This window comes from Paenibacillus mesophilus, assembly GCF_005938385.1.
Lineage (GTDB): Bacteria > Bacillota > Bacilli > Paenibacillales > NBRC-103111 > Paenibacillus_AB > Paenibacillus_AB mesophilus.
This window is the reverse complement of the sequence record NZ_VCRA01000005.1, coordinates 340,981-356,713: the sequence shown is the minus strand read 5'-3', so window position 1 is coordinate 356,713 and position 15,733 is coordinate 340,981. Positions and strand designations below refer to the sequence as shown.

At 53.7% G+C, this 15,733-nt stretch carries 19 protein-coding genes; 14 read left to right on the top strand and 5 right to left on the bottom strand.

Features of this window, described 5'->3' with window-relative positions; all coding sequences use genetic code 11:
- Nucleotides 1-14 precede the first annotated feature (14 nt).
- The 3 genes from nrdF (at nucleotide 15) to FE783_RS11605 (ending at nucleotide 2,293) form a co-directional block, all read left to right on the top strand.
- Nucleotides 15-965, top strand: coding sequence for a class 1b ribonucleoside-diphosphate reductase subunit beta (nrdF, locus tag FE783_RS11615; protein WP_138879680.1), 951 nt, complete (start codon nucleotides 15-17; stop codon nucleotides 963-965).
- Between the two features lie 198 nt (nucleotides 966-1,163).
- Entirely contained in the window at nucleotides 1,164-1,685 is a 522-nt protein-coding gene (locus FE783_RS11610) for a GNAT family N-acetyltransferase (RefSeq protein ID WP_138879511.1), read from the top strand.
- A gap of 182 nt (nucleotides 1,686-1,867) precedes the next feature.
- Nucleotides 1,868-2,293, top strand: a complete 426-nt coding sequence (locus FE783_RS11605) for a VOC family protein (protein ID WP_138879679.1) — start codon at nucleotides 1,868-1,870, stop codon at nucleotides 2,291-2,293.
- A 51-nt stretch (nucleotides 2,294-2,344) separates the two neighbouring features.
- On the opposite strand, the gene FE783_RS11600 is transcribed toward FE783_RS11605, so the two are convergent.
- Complete coding sequence (locus FE783_RS11600) at nucleotides 2,345-2,764, bottom strand: CBS domain-containing protein (RefSeq protein WP_138879510.1); 420 nt, start codon at nucleotides 2,762-2,764, stop codon at nucleotides 2,345-2,347.
- A gap of 173 nt (nucleotides 2,765-2,937) precedes the next feature.
- Between FE783_RS11600 and FE783_RS11595 the strand changes: the two genes are divergently transcribed.
- The 8 genes from FE783_RS11595 (at nucleotide 2,938) to FE783_RS11560 (ending at nucleotide 8,107) form a co-directional block, all read left to right on the top strand.
- On the top strand, nucleotides 2,938-3,228 hold the full coding sequence (locus FE783_RS11595) for an alpha/beta-type small acid-soluble spore protein (RefSeq protein ID WP_138879509.1): 291 nt from the start codon (nucleotides 2,938-2,940) through the stop codon (nucleotides 3,226-3,228).
- 172 nt (nucleotides 3,229-3,400) lie between these two features.
- Entirely contained in the window at nucleotides 3,401-4,603 is a 1,203-nt protein-coding gene (locus FE783_RS11590; RefSeq protein WP_138879508.1) for a DegT/DnrJ/EryC1/StrS family aminotransferase, read from the top strand.
- Nucleotides 4,604-4,749: 146 nt separating this feature from the next.
- Nucleotides 4,750-5,643: a sugar phosphate isomerase/epimerase family protein gene (locus FE783_RS11585; RefSeq protein ID WP_138879507.1), complete on the top strand. Its 894-nt coding sequence runs from the start codon at nucleotides 4,750-4,752 to the stop codon at nucleotides 5,641-5,643.
- Between the two features lie 171 nt (nucleotides 5,644-5,814).
- Nucleotides 5,815-6,045 carry an FAD-dependent thymidylate synthase gene (locus FE783_RS11580; protein ID WP_420799732.1) on the top strand — a complete coding sequence of 77 codons (231 nt, stop codon included), beginning with the start codon at nucleotides 5,815-5,817 and terminating at the stop codon, nucleotides 6,043-6,045.
- A gap of 282 nt (nucleotides 6,046-6,327) precedes the next feature.
- Nucleotides 6,328-6,804 (top strand): FAD-dependent thymidylate synthase, encoded by a 477-nt coding sequence (locus FE783_RS11575; RefSeq protein WP_138879506.1) that lies wholly within the window; start codon nucleotides 6,328-6,330, stop codon nucleotides 6,802-6,804.
- Between the two features lie 144 nt (nucleotides 6,805-6,948).
- Nucleotides 6,949-7,131 (top strand): hypothetical protein, encoded by a 183-nt coding sequence (locus tag FE783_RS11570; protein WP_138879505.1) that lies wholly within the window; start codon nucleotides 6,949-6,951, stop codon nucleotides 7,129-7,131.
- A gap of 114 nt (nucleotides 7,132-7,245) precedes the next feature.
- Entirely contained in the window at nucleotides 7,246-7,743 is a 498-nt protein-coding gene (locus FE783_RS11565) for an NUDIX domain-containing protein (protein WP_138879504.1), read from the top strand.
- Between the two features lie 55 nt (nucleotides 7,744-7,798).
- Entirely contained in the window at nucleotides 7,799-8,107 is a 309-nt protein-coding gene (locus tag FE783_RS11560) for a hypothetical protein (RefSeq protein WP_138879503.1), read from the top strand.
- 114 nt (nucleotides 8,108-8,221) lie between these two features.
- Here the strand turns inward: FE783_RS11560 and FE783_RS11555 are convergent, their stop codons facing one another.
- From FE783_RS11555 to FE783_RS11545, 3 genes are all read right to left on the bottom strand, one after another.
- Nucleotides 8,222-9,892 carry an ABC1 kinase family protein gene (locus FE783_RS11555; RefSeq protein ID WP_138879502.1) on the bottom strand — a complete coding sequence of 557 codons (1,671 nt, stop codon included), beginning with the start codon at nucleotides 9,890-9,892 and terminating at the stop codon, nucleotides 8,222-8,224.
- 22 nt (nucleotides 9,893-9,914) lie between these two features.
- Entirely contained in the window at nucleotides 9,915-10,217 is a 303-nt protein-coding gene (locus FE783_RS11550) for a phasin family protein (protein ID WP_138879501.1), read from the bottom strand.
- 182 nt (nucleotides 10,218-10,399) lie between these two features.
- Nucleotides 10,400-10,864, bottom strand: a complete 465-nt coding sequence (locus FE783_RS11545) for a PilZ domain-containing protein (RefSeq protein ID WP_158301749.1) — start codon at nucleotides 10,862-10,864, stop codon at nucleotides 10,400-10,402.
- 151 nt (nucleotides 10,865-11,015) lie between these two features.
- On the opposite strand from FE783_RS11545, the gene hrpB reads away from it, so the two are divergent.
- A complete protein-coding gene (gene hrpB / locus FE783_RS11540; RefSeq protein ID WP_138879499.1) occupies nucleotides 11,016-13,523 on the top strand; it encodes an ATP-dependent helicase HrpB in 2,508 nt (835 codons plus the stop codon).
- Between the two features lie 8 nt (nucleotides 13,524-13,531).
- Here hrpB and FE783_RS11535 read toward each other — a convergent pair whose 3' ends face one another.
- The gene (locus FE783_RS11535) at nucleotides 13,532-14,131 is read right to left on the bottom strand and encodes a C40 family peptidase (RefSeq protein ID WP_138879498.1); all 600 of its coding nucleotides are present in this window, start codon (nucleotides 14,129-14,131) and stop codon (nucleotides 13,532-13,534) included.
- Between the two features lie 215 nt (nucleotides 14,132-14,346).
- On the opposite strand from FE783_RS11535, the gene FE783_RS11530 reads away from it, so the two are divergent.
- Complete coding sequence (locus tag FE783_RS11530; protein ID WP_138879497.1) at nucleotides 14,347-14,754, top strand: hypothetical protein; 408 nt, start codon at nucleotides 14,347-14,349, stop codon at nucleotides 14,752-14,754.
- Between the two features lie 34 nt (nucleotides 14,755-14,788).
- Complete coding sequence (gene murI / locus FE783_RS11525; protein ID WP_138879496.1) at nucleotides 14,789-15,556, top strand: glutamate racemase; 768 nt, start codon at nucleotides 14,789-14,791, stop codon at nucleotides 15,554-15,556.
- Nucleotides 15,557-15,733: the final 177 nt, after the last annotated feature.

Genomic DNA, 15,733 nt, shown 5'->3' with positions numbered 1-15,733 from the left:
TCAACAAAGGGCCGATGAAGGCTGTCAACTGGAACCGTCCGGACGACGACTTCTCGAATACGTTCTGGAATCAAAACATTATGCAGTTTTGGACCGATGAGGAAATTCCGTTGTCCGACGACAAAATGTCGTGGATGACGTTAAACGATAGCGAACGCGAGCTGTACATGAAGGTGCTGGGCGGGCTTACGCTGCTGGATACGGTGCAGGGCGGCGTGGGCATGCCGAAAATTATGGAGCATGTGGAAGGGCTGCAGCGCAAGGCGGTGCTCGGCTTCATGGGCATGATGGAGCAGATCCACGCCAAATCGTACAGCAGCATCTTCACGACGCTGGCGACAACCGAAGAAATCGACGGCGTATTCCGTTGGGTCGAAAACAACCGCTGTTTGCAGACGAAAGCGGAAACGATTTCCCAGTATTACCGCGGCATCGAGACGCGCAAAGACTTGTACTTGGCTATGGCCGCTTCGGTATTGCTGGAGAGTTACTTGTTCTACAGCGGTTTCTTCTATCCGCTATACTTGGCCGGTCAAGGCAAGATGACGAGCAGCGGCGAGATTATCGACCTTATCCTGCGCGACGAAAGCATTCACGGCTTGTACGTAGGCGTGCTGGCTCAGGAGCTGTTCGCCGAGCTGGACACCGACGAGCGTCAGGATGCGCTTGAAACGTTCAACGGGCTGCTTCACTACCTCCATCGGAACGAGGAACAATACACCGAAGAGCTGTACGGTTCCGTCGGGCTTGTGGACGAAGTGAAGAAATTTGTGCGGTACAACGCCAATAAAGCGTTGATGAACTTGGGCCTCGACCCGGCGTTCCCGGAGGAAGAAGTCAACCCGATCGTGTTCAACGGAATCAGCACGCGGACGAAGCAGCACGACTTTTTCTCCAAGAAGGGCAACGGGTATGTGCGCACGATTCACGTCGAGCCGTTGACGGACGACGATTTCCGGTTTTAGTAGACGAAGAAGTCGCGATTTTCGAATCGCGGCTTTTTTTGCAATTGCGGCAGCTAATGCGCTATGCTCGAGAATACTACTAATAAGAAGGATTGGTTCTCAAGTATGTAAGCATGAATGGTTTGCTGGCAAGACCACGTTCATATGGTGTTACGGAATGAAAAGTTGGAATGACCGGAAAGAGAGGAGTGTGAAAGGATGATTACGATCCGTCCTGTTTCCAAGGCTGATGCGGAGCAATTTTGGAGCATGCGGCTGGCGGCACTGAAAAACCACCCCGAAGCTTTTTCCTCGGATTATGAAGAGTCGTTGAAGAAGCCGCTGGAAGCCATTGCCGAAGGAATCCAAAACAATGAAGACGATTTTATTCTGGGAGCATTTACAGAGCAAAGCAAGCTAGCGGGCATCGTCGGCTTCCATCGCGAGCAGAAGAAGAAGCTGCGCCATAAGGGCAGCGTCTGGGGCGTATACGTAGATCCGCAATACCGGGGACGCGATATCGCCAAAACCTTAATGAAGGAACTGATCGCGAGGGCCGGCCGGATTGAGGGACTCAAGCAAATCAATCTAGGCGTCAATGCCGCTAACGTAAGCGCGAAACGAGTGTATGCGGCTATCGGATTTCAGGTATATGGGGTCGAGAAGAAGTCGCTGTATTGCGAAGGGGCTTACTACGACGAAGAATTGATGGTTTACCGTTTGGCGGATGAGAAGAATTAGTGGAGCTGCCACAGAGTGATTTTACAAAATATTAAATTGCAAACATATGTTCTGTATTGTATAGTTACAGTATGGCAATAATGGGAGGTGGTGCACGCTACATCGACCAATGTCTAAACGAATGCTTGGACGATCGATTCAAGGTGAATACGAAAAAATGAAACCTAAGGAGCTGAATCATGATGGCAATGAGATTGTCCCCTTACTTGATGATGAATGGAAACGCACAGGAAGCTATAGATTTTTATGTGAAAGCATTGAATGCCGAACTTTTATTTAAGCAAACTTTCGGAGAAATGCCGGAAAACCCCGAATCACCGTTGCCGGAGGCTGCCAAACAGTTAATCGGGCATGCGATGCTGAAAGTCGGCGAAACGGACCTGATGTTCTCCGATATATTTCCGGGGCAGCCGCATCAGATCGGCAACCAAGTGACGATCTGTATTTCTACGGACGACGTACATAAATCGAATCAAATCTTTGAGGCGCTGAAGCAAGACGGTCAAGTGCAGATGCCGATGCAGGATACTTTTTTCAGCCCTGCCTACGGCATTGTAACGGACAAATTCGGCGTCACCTTCCAAATTTACACGGAAGGCCGTATGTAAAAATATTAGAACGGCTCTGTTCGCAAAGTCAGCGACGGAGCCGTTCTTCTTTTATTGTTTGGCAGCGGCGGTGAATAACTGGGCCGCGCAATATTCGATTATGTCGCTTCTTCGAACGATACCGATAAAATGCTTCCGGTCATCTGTAACCGGAACGAAATTTTGCGCCTTCGCTTTCGAAATCAGGTCGTTCATGTTCGCGTCGATATGAACCGGAGCGTTCTGCATTCTCATCGGAACGGAAGAAAGATGATGGCGGTGGGCGTTCTCGAACGTGACACCCGGAGTATTTTTAAAATACCAGAGCAGGTCGCCTTCTGTAATCGTTCCGATATAGTGGCCCTCGTCGGAAAGAACCGGCACAGCCGTATAACGGTGGTATTCCATGCGTTCCAAAGCTTGGCGAAGCGTCGATTGGGCGGTCAAGCAAATGACCTCATGTTTCGGCACTAGAAAAAAGGCTATATTCATCCGGTTACCCCTTACCCGTAGTTATGGTCTCTCTCCTATTATACTAGGAAATTATACTGATGCCTAATGAACACCCAGAAGTTAACAGAAGATCCTCGCAATGCCGGAACCGGTGCTAAACGTCCGAATAGGTTAGTTGAGGTTGGACACGCTAGTAGATGAGGTGATCCAATATGGCCAGAAGACGAAGCAGAAATACACCGGTCGTACCCGGAGCCGGGCGCAGCCTAGATTCGTTCAAGGCGGCGGTTATGCAGAAGGAAGGGTATACGGTTAATCATGCCGAGCCGAACAACGTCAAATTCGAGGTGGCGAAGTCGCTGGGCATTCCGTTATCGCCCGGCAACAACGGCCAGCTTACGACCGAAGATGCAGGCAAAATCGGAGGACAAATCGGCGGAAAGATGGTCCGCGAAATGATTCGTATGGCCCAGCAGCAGCTGGTGAACCGCTCCAATCCGTAAACCATTTGAACCGCCTTGGCACAGATTGCTTACACGCAATGTGCAACGGCGGTTTTTTCCACTACATAAAATGTCCGGTGAGGGATAAGAAATGGCATGCGGTCTCCATTCAATTATTTTAAACTGATGTTGTAAATCGTCCGGATCGGGCGACAACACGGGAGGGATTGACATGGAGAAACTGGCAGTTAACGGAGGTACTCCGGCTCGCACGACTCCGTTCGCGGCGTGGCCGGTCGTCGGGGAGATAGAGCTGCAGCTGTTGAAGGAAGTGCTTGAATCCGGCAAATGGGGCGGCGCGGGCGGCGCGGCCAAGCCGAACTACGAGCCGAAGCTTCCGCAGATGGAACGGAAATTCGCCGAGCTTCAGAACGCCCAGTATGCGGTCAGCGTCGTCAACGGGACTGTAGCGATTACGGTCGCACTGCAGGCGGCTGGAGTGAAGCCGGGCGATGAAGTGATCGTCCCGCCTTATACGTTTATTGCTACCGCTTCCGCAGCACTGGCGTATGGGATTATTCCCGTATTTGCCGATATCGAAGAAGATACGCTGCTGATCGATCCGGAGAAGATCGAACCGCTCATTACGCCCAAAACGAAGGCGATCATTGCCGTTCATATCGCCGGTACGCCGGCCAACATGACCCGATTGAAGGAAATTGCAGCGAAACACGGACTCGCTCTCATCGAGGATGCGGCGCAAGCGGTAGGAGCTTCCTGGGAAGGTCAGGGCGTAGGATCGATAGGGGATCTTGGGACGTTCAGCCTGCAATCGAGCAAAAACTTGAACGCGGGAGAAGGCGGTATCATTACGACGAACAACCGCGATTATTGGGAAAACGCCTGGTCGGTATGCAACGTCGGACGGATTCCGAACGGCGGTTGGTATCAGCACGAGCGGTTTGGCCAAAACTATCGGATGACCGAATTTCAGGCCGCTGTCGTTTTGGCGCAAATGACTCGGCTTGAAGAGCAAATGCGTAAGCGCGAGGGCAATGCGAAGCTGCTCGACGAGCTTCTGACAGGGGTGGAGGGCATTCGCTTGTTGAAGCAGGATGCGAGAATAACCCGGCACGCTTACCATCTCTATATGTTCAAGCTGGATCCGGCTATGGCCGAGAAAGACGATTTTATCAAAAAAGTGAATGCGGAAGGCGTGCCGCTCGCAGCAGGCTACATCCCGCTCAACCGCAATAAATCGATCATCGAGACGACCGCCATGTGGACCGGCGAAGAGCGCATATACGACTGCCCGGTCTGCGAACGGTTATGCGAGAAAGAAGCGGTATGGCTGACCCAAAATATTTTATTATCCGATGAACAAGCGATTCGTGAAGTTGCCCATGCGCTGCAGAAGGTCGCTCGATCTTACTGACCTCTACGCTGTGGATCGTTGCAGGAAGGGCTGGTATTCTCCATGGCAAATCTAGTACAATGGAGATTAGGTTCTACATCTGCGAAGATTGTGGAGGCTTTTGCCGCAAGGAAACACCGGAACCCGTTTCGGCGGCAAAATATAAGATGAGGGAGAGATTTCGTTTGAAACTGGATAACAAAATCGGCGTTATCGTGGACAGCTTCGGCATTGGTGTTCGCGAAGGGCTGAAGAAGGCGAAGGAAGTAGGCGCACAAGGCGTTCAAATTTATGCGGTTAAAGGCGAAATGGATCCCGAGAATTTGTCTCCGGCAGCACGCCGCGAGCTGAAAGCTTATATCGAATCGCTTGGCTTGGAAATTTCCGCGCTGTGCGGCGACTTGGGCGGTCACGGCTTCCAGGATAAATCGGCCAATGCGGCGAAAGTGGAAAAGTCCAAGCGAATTCTAGACTTGGCCAAAGATTTGGGCACCAACATCGTTACGACCCACATCGGCATTGTCCCGCACGACAAGAATAACGAAGTATTCGAAACGATGCAGAAAGCTTGCGAGGAGCTGAGCCAATACGCCAGCAGCATGGAAGGTTTTTTCGCGATCGAAACCGGTCCTGAGACGTCCGCGCATCTGAAAAGCTTCCTCGACACGCTGTCGAGCAAAGGCGTATCTGTCAACTTCGACCCGGCCAATATGGTTATGGTAACCGGCGACGATCCGGTCCAAGGCGTACATACCTTGAAGGACTATATCGTCCATACGCATGTGAAGGATGGTATCCGCTACAAGGAAGTGGACCCTCGGGAAATATATGGCGCACTTGGCTACGAGCCGATGGATCACGGCAAAATCGCCGAAATGGTACGTTCGGGCGAAGTGTTCAAAGAAGTGCCGCTCGGCGAAGGGAAAGTGGACTTTGACGCTTACTTCCAGGCGCTCGTCGATATCGGCTACAAAGGCTACTTGACGATCGAACGGGAAGTCGGCGACCAGCCGGAGATCGACATCCGCAAAGCGGTCGATTTCATTAATCGTTACAAGTAAGAGCACTTGCGAAGAGGCAGCTTCCGGAACGCCGGCGAGCATGCCTCTTTCTTTTCGCCCGGAAATGTTCGGCATCGAGCAGGAATTCAGCGGTCGTTCGTGGAAAAATGGTGTTGCAACTAAATATCATAGGCACCTTATATGAATTGCTAAGGAGAGATCGGATTGTCCATGCTGAACGTGTTGGATAAAGGCTATGTCAGGCTTGTCAATCATATGGGATCGGATTTGACGGTTGTGAACGCCGCCAGAGTCTCGTATGCGAAGGAATCCAAAGAGTTGTCGGACAAAGACATCAAGTTGATCAAGTTCCTCGCCCGGGAGGGGCACACATCTCCGTTTCGTCATGTTATGCTTCAGTTCGAGATTTATGCGCCGCTTATGGTTGCGCGCCAATGGTGAACTTAATTAGCCCCAACGGTTAGCGATAATCGTTTGGAACCGTGTGAATTCAGGGAACGTCTAAGGCCACCAAAAGGCTAAGATAATCCTGAGCCAAGCCCTATAGATGCGGTTTCGACTGCCGGTAGGGAAGGTGCAACGACTATCCCGTTAGGGAGTAGAGCTCAAGGGAGCTCGAAGCGCACGGCATCCCGCGTGGATGATGATATAGTCTGTCCTTATGGGAAACCATAAGAGGCTTTCCGGAACCGGGATAGCCGCAACACAAGAGGGAAATACGTTATTGGCTCCGCCCAGCTCGAGGCGACCGGAGACAGTCTGGAGGCGTGGAACGAATCCAGCCGCCGCTACATCACGGAGGAACCGGCCTTTTATGTGCCTTCACCCGATCAATGGAGGAGCAAGCCGGAGAACTCCAAGCAGGGGAGCGGCGAACTGCTGGAATGGGAAATCGGCCGGAAGCATACCGACGAGCTGATGGGCTACATCGAGGCCGGCATGACGAAGTATGAAGCGGCACTGGCGGACGGGGTATGCGCGGAGCAGGCGAGGCTGTTTTTGCCGGCTTATGGCATGTATGTCCGCTGGTACTGGACATCTTCGCTGCAAGCGGTATGCCATTTCCTGAATCAGCGTCTCGAGCATGACGCCCAGCAGGAAATACAGTTGTATGCGAAAGCGATTTTGGAGCTCAGCAAGCCGCTGTTTCCATATTCGCTTGGCGAGCTTGTCGAGCGGGAGAAGCGCTCGGAGGCTTAGCCATCTACATAGATACAATTTTGCAATCTCTCATAACGGGGCTTTCTCCATGCAAACGATTTGCAGGGGATGGCCCTATTTATTATCGAACGATTCGGCGCGTAAGAACCAATAACCTATATCAGGTCAAGAAAGTGGGAGTCTATGGAGGAGGAGTTAATTGAATATGTAAGACGATTCGTCGCGGGAGACGCGAGCTGCTTTGAGGAAATATACAATGGAACGATAAGCCGGGTTTACCGGACCGCTTACTTTCTGAGCGACCGGGAGTCCGAAGAATATGAAGCTGCGGTGATGAGGGACGTCAGCGCCATCGCTCAGCAATAATAGGCAACTTCCTTGTCTGTCTATTCCCGCTCGATTGTCACGTTGCAGAGCCTTCGCTTCTCATCCGGATGAAAATACCCTAGAATGAGAGTAAAGCGAAAGGCTGGTGCCGCAATGTTTATTATGAATGCCAGAGCGTTTCTGGAGAGAGAGAATGACGGACAGACGGAGCTTGTGCTCCAAACCCGCAACAAACCGAATGAGCCGAAAACGTTGGAGCTGCCCGGAGGCCGGATGGAGCTGTATGAACCGGTCTTGGACGCCTTGCGGCGCGAGGTCATGGAGGAGACGGGATTAACGGTTACGGAGGTGCTGGGCGAATCGAACCGGATCGACACGGAGAGCATCAGTCCACAATTCGCTGTCGAGTGCGTTCAGCCGTTTTGCGCTTATCAAACGATACATGGACCCTTCGATTCGATCGGACTGTATTTTCTGTGCAGAACGGAAGGAGAGCTGCTTGCGAGCGGAGACGAAGCGAAGGGCGCCGCGTGGGTACCCGTTGCCGAAATCAGGCGGATGATGGAGCGCGACCCTCTGCAGTTTTCCAACGTCGACCGGGCCCGGCTGATGTATTATTTGCGTCATCGCGGCTTGGAGGGGAAGGAGTAAAGGGGATCGGCGTCGAACTTTTCTATTGTACATATAGAAAGGATGAATGACGGCGATGGGAAACGTATTTCACGCTTTTGACCACCAATACGAGCTATATGTGGAGGAAACCGCGGCACGCCGCTACCATGTCATTATTAACGTATATTCCGAGTCCGAGCCGATCGTGCTGCACGCGTATCCGTTCAAGGATCTGGCGATTGCGGCCGCACAATCGTTCCCGAAATTGTACAGGACCGCACAGCAGCGAGGGTTCCGGTTGTCCAATCAATATTTCGAGCACCCCGACGGAAGGTCGGTCCACGTCTCGTTTGCGATGGAGCCGGGAGTTACTCCCGACCAATTTATGAAAGTGCTGCTGTAACCATCGTCGCTGCGGATCGGATTTACTTATCGTCATCAATTATTTATGGGGTTAATTCATACAAAAGGCCGTCGTTGACGGTCTTTTTGCGTGTTAGTGCGCACGATCGCTCGTTCAGAACCGTCCCGACTTGAAGATGGAATGAATAAGCCAGACGACGAGAAAAATCGCGATAATAAACCCGATCTCGAGCGCCGGAATGTTCCACAGCATGCTGGCCTGCCTGTTTAACGACGAGCCGATAATAAGCCCGGTCATGATGATGCTGAACGAAAGCAGCACGATGCTGAATGAAATCCGGTTAATGATCCGGTCCAGCTTCCGAAGGAATTTGTCGAACTCGGGTACGGCAAATTCGATGCGGCCTCTTTTGAACAGCGCCAATATTTCGGTCAAATGCCTCGGCAGATGAAGCAGCAGATCGCCATATTCGGCCAATTCCTCCTTGAACCAGGCGGATATTTTTCCCGGGCGCAGCTGCTCGAGCAGCAGCCTTCTTCCGAACGGCTCCGCAATCCGGAGAATGCTGATACCGGGGTCGAGCTGCTGGATCAGGCCTTCAATCGTAACGAGCGTTTTGCCTACCAGAATAAAGTCGGTCGGAATGCGGATCTGGTGACGGTATGCCACATCGAACAAATCGTTGACCGCCTCGCCGAGACGGATGTCGCTTAACGGAATCCCGACATATTTATCCCGCAGCCGATCGACATCCCGACGAAGGGTTTGCATGTTCACTTCTTTGGTAACAAGTCCCATGCGAAGGATCGCTTTGATGACTCCCGGCGTGCTCTGGCGCATCAGTGCGATGATCAATGCGGCGAAATGCTGCTTCATGTCCGGCGTAAGTCTGCCGATCAGGCCGAAGTCGAGGAAGGCGATCACTTCGCCCGGAAGCACCATCAGATTGCCCGGATGAGGGTCTGCGTGAAAGAAGCCTTCTATGAAAATCTGATGAAGCACGGCCTGCATCAAACGTTCCGCGATGCTCCTGGGGTCGTAGCCATTGGCACGCAGCTGCTCGGGCTGGTTCAACTTGGTTCCTTCCAGAAACTCCATCGTCATCATTTTTTTCGAGCAATAAGCTCCGTATATTCGAGGAATACGGATACGTGCATCATGCCGGAACTGGTTGTACAACGTTTCCGAATTTTTGGCTTCTATCGTATAGTCGAGCTCTTCCAGCAGCGATTTGCCGAAGTTGTCGATCATGTTCCGGAGCTGAAACCGTTTGGCCCATTCGAAGCGCGCTTCGGCCAGTACGGCCAAATTTTGCAGAATCGACAAATCGGTACGGATCGTCTCTCCGATTCCGGGACGCTGAATTTTGATCGCGACCCGTTCGCCGGTATGAAGAGTGCCGATATGAACTTGACCGATCGAGGCAGCGGCGACTGGTACCGCTTCGAAGGAAGTGAACGCCTGCTTCAGCTCGAAGCCGAGCTCGGCTTCGGCAATTTGACTAACCTCGGGGAAGGTTATCGGGATCACGTTGTCCTGGAGCTTCTCAAGCTCCATCAGAATCGCAGGAGGGATTAGATCGGACCGTGTGCTTGCGATTTGACCCAGCTTGATGAAAGTCGGCCCCAAATCCTCGATAACGTGCCGGATACGCTCTCCTACCGTTTTCCGGTCCGTTTTGGCCGCCTTCCAGCCCATTCGCTCGGGGAGGGAGAGCAGGTGAAAGATGTCCATTTCTTCGACGACAAACCCGAAGCCGTGGCGGGTAAGAGCAAGCGCAATGTCTCTGTACCGATTGATATGGCGAATCCGTCGACCGATCACGCTGGCAATCCCCCTTCATCGATTAGTCGCTCTGCGTATGGACCGCTTCCAGCTGCTCCAGACGCCGCTCCAGCCGTCCGATATCTTCTTTCGTCGCCACGTGAAGCTCGGTGAAAAGCTTTTGCATATTTTCCCGCACGAGCCGTTTGATGTCTTCTTTTTGTTCTTCGCCTTTTTCAATGAGGCGATCGACCATTTCTTTCGATTCCGATGGCGCCAGTTGGCCTTTTTTAACAAGCTCGTCGACGGCCTGTTCGATTTTTTCTTTGCTTGCAACCGTAATTCCGATACCGAATGACAACGCTTTTTGGAATAAATCGTTCATCGCCGATGCTCCATTCGTTAGTTGTATAATGTTGGGATGCCCATATTCAGGCAAAATTATGAACGGAGCGGGGGAGAGGGAGCGCGGTTGTTCGATTGGGATGAATATATTTAGTTAATGGCATTAACTAAATGCGCATCAAAAACGGCCGGTAAAGGCCGCATGTCTGCAACACGCATACACTAGGATTTTAGGACGGGGGCATTGTCGGACGGAGATAGAGAGTAGAATGCATCCCTTTCCTCGTCGGTAGCAAAGCTGCAGCTCGCCAATCGGGGAGTATGGCGCAGCTTGACGTTCAGCATATTGATGCTTTGCAATAGCGCTTGACGCTCGTTCTCGTCCAGGGAAAACACGATGCCGTATTCGTATACTGTATCGGAATGGGCCGATTTTCTCGCGATCGTACCCAAACATTTATGCTCCGTATGAAAAAGAGTGAACCGGAACTCCAGCAGCAGGCTCGGCGTGACAGGGAAGCTATGCTTGGCGTGAATGCGCATCCCGCCCGCCCCAAGATCGTGAATAAGAACGATCGCAATGTTCGAGTCCAGCTTCTTCTCGTTCAAGCCGATTATTTTTAAAGTGCCTGACAACGGGGCCGTCAGCGTTAAGCGGTAAAAGTTGCGTTTGTTATCGGGAGTCATCGGGATCTTTCCCTTTCTTCGGGATGCATCCATTATACAATATACGGGCATGTCCCGTGAACGCTTGAAGCGACCGGATCCGCTTTTGTATACTTGATTTGTTTAAGATCGGCCGGACGCCGACCAGAATGCGATATGGGGGAGAGACGATTTGACCGCACTTCCGATCGATTCCGTACTTCCGGAATTGAAGAAGCAGCTGCACGATCACCGGAGCGCGGTGCTTATTGCCGAGCCGGGAGCAGGTAAAACGACCCGCGTGCCGCTCGCGCTTCTGGATTCGCCTTGGCTTGCCGGGGGACGGATCGTTATGCTGGAACCGAGACGGCTTGCGGCACGTTCCGCAGCCGCTTATATGGCCGCTTCGATCGGCGAGGAAGTCGGCCGTACGGTCGGCTACCGGGTAAGAATGGATTCACGGGTAGGTCCCGCTACCCGGATTGAAGTAATAACCGAGGGTGTCCTGACACGAATGCTGCAATCCGACCCTGCTCTGGATGGTGTCGGTCTCGTCATTTTCGACGAATTCCACGAACGGAATTTGCACGCGGATATCGGACTTGCGCTCTGCCTGCAATCCCGCGCCTTGTTCCGGGATGATATGCGAATCGTCGTCATGTCCGCCACAATGGATGCATCGCCGGTAGCGGACATGCTCGGAGACGCCCGGATCATACGAAGCGAAGGGCGCAATTATCCGGTGCAAACCCGCTATTCGGACCGTAGGCCTGAAGGCGGTATGGAACAAAATACGGCACGCGCGGTCATGCGTGCATTGGCTGAAGAAACGGGAGACCTACTCGTTTTTTTGCCGGGGGCGGGAGAAATTAGAAGGACGGCATCGCTCCTTGCCGGACAACTGACGGACGATTCGGTCCAGGTTTTGCCGCTTCACGGCAATTTGCCTCAGGACGCGCAGGACCGGGCGATAGCCCCTGCGATTGCGGGGACAAGAAAAGTTGTGCTGGCCACTTCGATCGCGGAAACGAGCTTGACGATACAAGGCACTCGGGTCGTCGTGGACAGCGGTTGGATGCGGGTGCCGAAGTTTTCGCCGAATACGGGAATGTCCCGTCTCGAGACGGTGCGCGTTTCGATTGCTTCCGCGGATCAGCGCAGAGGGAGAGCGGGACGTCTCGGTCCCGGTGTTTGCTACCGTCTATGGACGCAGCAGGAGGAATCCCGATTCGAAGCGCACGGAATCCCCGAGCTGAAACAGGCGGATCTCGCTTCGTTGGCGCTCGAGCTTGCGGTATGGGGAACGGCAGACCCCCATGAGCTTCAATGGCTGGATGCGCCGCCTGCAGGGGCATACCGGCAAGCGAGGGAGCTGCTGGCTTCGTTCGACGCATTGGATACGAACGGAGCGATTACGGATCATGGCCGCCATATGGCGGAGATCGGTCTTCATCCGCGGCTCGCGCACATGGTTATACGCTCGATTCCGCTTGGCTTGGGCGAAACCGCTTGTTTGTTGGCCGGGCTGTTGAACGAGCGGGACATTTTTCGCAAAGGTGCATCCGTTCCGGCTCCTGCGGCAGCCGATCTGAGATGGCGGCTTGACGCGATTATACAGGCGTCCGGCGGCACGCGGATGCAGCATGGGCAGCTCGAAGAATCGGCACTCAAGCGGGTGCTGGCGGATGCGGAGAACTGGAAACGGTCTCTCCGCATACGAAGCGGCGGCAAGATCGCAAGCGAAGCTTGCGGACAATTGCTGGCTCTGGCGTATCCGGACAGGATCGCCCAGGGGCGCGGTGACGGGCGTTTCTTGCTGAGCAACGGACGAGGCGCGGCATTTGCGGAAAATCAGTTTATGTCGGGAGAAGCCTATCTGGTAGCAGCGGAGTTGGACGATCACGGGCAGGACAGCCGTATATTGCTGGCCGCGCCGCTGGAGTTGAAGGAGCTCGAAAACGCCTGCGCGGAACGGATATCCGAGGAAACGATTGTGGAATGGGAGCCTTCTGCGCAAGCGGTTCGTGCCCGAAGAAGAAAGCGGCTCGGTGCGATCGTCTTAAGCGACAGCCCTTTGCAGCAAACGGACGCCGAAGCGACCGTACAAGCTCTGCTGCACGGGATCGGCATGGAAGGAATCGGCATCTTGCCGTGGACGAACGCCGCCAGGAGGATGCAGGAGCGCGTCCTGTTTATGCGGCGTTACGTGCCCGATTGGCCTGATTTATCGGACGAGGCCTTGTCCGGTACGTTGGAGGATTGGCTGGCGCCGCATATTCACGGCATGCGCTCCCGAAACGATCTGCAGAAGCTGAATCTCGCGTCCGTGCTGGAGTCGGCTCTGACTTGGGACCAGAAGAGACGCTTGGACGATGAAGCGCCGACCCATATAACGGTGCCGAGCGGCTCCCGCATTCCGGTCGATTACGGCGATCCGTCCGCGCCGGCGCTGTACGTCAGGCTGCAGGAGCTGTTCGGGATGACGGAGACGCCCGCGATCGCCGGCGGCCGGGTGCCGATCACGATGCACCTGTTGTCTCCGGCCCAGCGGCCGGTCCAGGTGACGCGCGATTTGGCCAGCTTTTGGCGGGAAACGTACTTCGAGGTGAAAAAAGATTTGAAAGGGCGTTACCCGAAGCATTATTGGCCGGACGATCCGTTGTCCGCCATACCGACGAACCGTGCGAAGCCCAGAGCTTGATAGGATCGTTACGACGACTGTACGGTTAGTCCGTCGCGGACGACCTCCACGGATTCGAAACGGCGTGCCAGGGGCTGGTAATTCCGCAGGCTGCCCGTATAAAGCAAGCTTGCGTGACGGGACTTGACAAGGTCGCCCGGAGTCGTAAATTCCGGACATTTGCCGGTCAGCGCCACTCCGCCCGCAAGAAACATCTCCGATACGAACTGCGAGCAGAAGTAGGCGTTTTTCCGTTTCAGTTTGAAGTTGAGGGCTACTCCGAGCAAGCCGAGCGCGTTATACTTGTAGTCGTCCTCGCGAAGCTCGAGCTCCTTTACCGTATGACGAATCCGTTCATAGGCCGCTTTGCCGACCTCGCAGCAATAGACGGCGCAAGTCGTCTCGCGCTTGTCGTCCAAGAAGAGCGGACTGAGCAGGTTCTCTTTGACGAAGCCGCCGAGAAACGGGTTCGATTCGTACTTCCGGCCGAAGCTGTACACCTCGTGCAAATCTTCGTCGAACGCCAATGATGCGTGATTGAACGGCTCTTTCGTATAAGCTTTTATCATTCTGGACAGCCAAGTCCCGGTATCGGTCAACAAAATGTATATTTTTTTCTTTTCCTTCATCGCTCGAACACACCTTTGACAACTTTGTTGCTTTTATTGTAAGAGAGTGCCGGGATTTCCTGAACGGACCAGCGACGGGAAACGAATCTGGACTCGAGTAGGGGAAAGAGGTCGGACCATTCGGGGAGATGCGTATACGGTACCGGATGGATCGGAACGTTTTTGGCGAATCCGCGAACACGATCGGGCAAATCGTGCTATGATAGAAGCATGTTGTGCACTGTGAACTTGATGCTCATGTGGCGGTGGTCGATGTGAACGAGCGGATCAAACGGGTCGGCGTCGAACAGACGGCGAGAGAGAAACAGACTGCGGCGGACTGGACCAAAGAAATCGAGCTGCTGGAGGCGCGCCTCCGCGAATTGCGCAAAGCCGGTTTAACGGTCGAAGGACAGGGGTCGAAAGGCCCGCCGGATCACGGGAAGCAGCCTTCGGCCAACGCCGGAATGGGCAGATCGCTGCTCGAAAGCTTGGCCTACGCGCAATCGTTACCGATTCGGCACGAACGTCCGAAACGTCCGGGCCGTAAATCGTGGCGGCCGGAGGTGTTCGAGACCACTCTCGGATCCGACCCGATGCCGGACAGCAGCTGGAAAAGCAGGGAAGACCGCGGGGAGTCGTAACCGGTAACGCTCATCTTCAAAGCGAGGAGTCCTTATGAGAATCGTTTTCTTCGATTCGGGAGTCGGTGGGCTTACGGTCATGCGCGATGCGTGCCGCAAGCTTCCGTCCGAATCTTATCTTTATTATGCGGATACGCTGAACGTGCCGTACGGCACGCATTCGAAGGAAGAAGTATACGGCTTCGTGGCGGACTGCATCGACGACATACTGAGCCGCTACGAAGTGAGAGCCATTATTATCGCATGCAATACCGCTACGAGTGTTGCGGTCGACGATCTGCGGAAGCGCTATTCGTTCCCCATCATCGGGATGGAGCCGGCTGTCAAACCGGCTCTGCAAGTCGTTCGGGAGTCGGGACGACGCGTATTGGCGACGGCGACGCCGCTTACGTTGAAGGAAGACAAATTCCGTCGGCTGCTCGGCAAGCTGGAAGAGCCGAGCCGAGTCGATACGCTAGGACTTCCCGGACTCGTCCGGTTTGCGGAAGACGGAACGTTCGACGGTCCGGAGGTGCGGGAATATTTGCGCGAGCAGTTCGCTCCGTTCGACCTCGAACGATACGGGGCGATCGTGCTCGGCTGCACCCATTTCGTCTTTTTCAAAGACGCGATCCGGGAACTGATACCTGTGCATATGCTTGTCATGGACGGCAATGCCGGTACGGTCAAGCAAATGATGCGGGTACTAGAGCTCGAGGAAAGCTCCGGGCAGGTTAGCGAGCCCGATATCGTGTATATGTCCTCTCTCGGGACGGAGGAGGATAAGCGCAAGCTGGAGTCATGTTTCCGCAGGCTGCCTTGACCGGTATTGTATGAATGCCGTCCCGGTGAAATGTGGCGCAAGACTAGCAAATCGTATCTACAATACAAGAGGATTAAACCTTTCCGGCCGGCAGTTCGCGGCTTGGGAAGGTTTTTTTCTATTTTTTGTGTAGACAAAAACGTTGTTTGAATATAACATTATAAATGTTACAAACAA

Coding starts and splice junctions, on each gene's coding strand:
- FE783_RS11600 (WP_138879510.1), bottom strand. CDS start 2,764: ATGAATATAGCCTTTTTTCTAGTGCCGAAACATGAGGTCATTTGCTTG.
- nrdF (WP_138879680.1), top strand. CDS start 15: ATGAAGGCTGTCAACTGGAACCGTCCGGACGACGACTTCTCGAATACG.
- FE783_RS11550 (WP_138879501.1), bottom strand. CDS start 10,217: ATGAACGATTTATTCCAAAAAGCGTTGTCATTCGGTATCGGAATTACG.
- FE783_RS11605 (WP_138879679.1), top strand. CDS start 1,868: ATGGCAATGAGATTGTCCCCTTACTTGATGATGAATGGAAACGCACAG.
- FE783_RS11580 (WP_420799732.1), top strand. CDS start 5,815: ATGCTGAACGTGTTGGATAAAGGCTATGTCAGGCTTGTCAATCATATG.
- FE783_RS11610 (WP_138879511.1), top strand. CDS start 1,164: ATGATTACGATCCGTCCTGTTTCCAAGGCTGATGCGGAGCAATTTTGG.
- FE783_RS11565 (WP_138879504.1), top strand. CDS start 7,246: ATGTTTATTATGAATGCCAGAGCGTTTCTGGAGAGAGAGAATGACGGA.
- FE783_RS11535 (WP_138879498.1), bottom strand. CDS start 14,131: ATGAAGGAAAAGAAAAAAATATACATTTTGTTGACCGATACCGGGACT.
- FE783_RS11545 (WP_158301749.1), bottom strand. CDS start 10,864: ATGACTCCCGATAACAAACGCAACTTTTACCGCTTAACGCTGACGGCC.
- FE783_RS11560 (WP_138879503.1), top strand. CDS start 7,799: ATGGGAAACGTATTTCACGCTTTTGACCACCAATACGAGCTATATGTG.
- FE783_RS11585 (WP_138879507.1), top strand. CDS start 4,750: ATGAGGGAGAGATTTCGTTTGAAACTGGATAACAAAATCGGCGTTATC.
- murI (WP_138879496.1), top strand. CDS start 14,789: ATGAGAATCGTTTTCTTCGATTCGGGAGTCGGTGGGCTTACGGTCATG.
- FE783_RS11570 (WP_138879505.1), top strand. CDS start 6,949: ATGGAGGAGGAGTTAATTGAATATGTAAGACGATTCGTCGCGGGAGAC.
- FE783_RS11590 (WP_138879508.1), top strand. CDS start 3,401: ATGGAGAAACTGGCAGTTAACGGAGGTACTCCGGCTCGCACGACTCCG.
- FE783_RS11595 (WP_138879509.1), top strand. CDS start 2,938: ATGGCCAGAAGACGAAGCAGAAATACACCGGTCGTACCCGGAGCCGGG.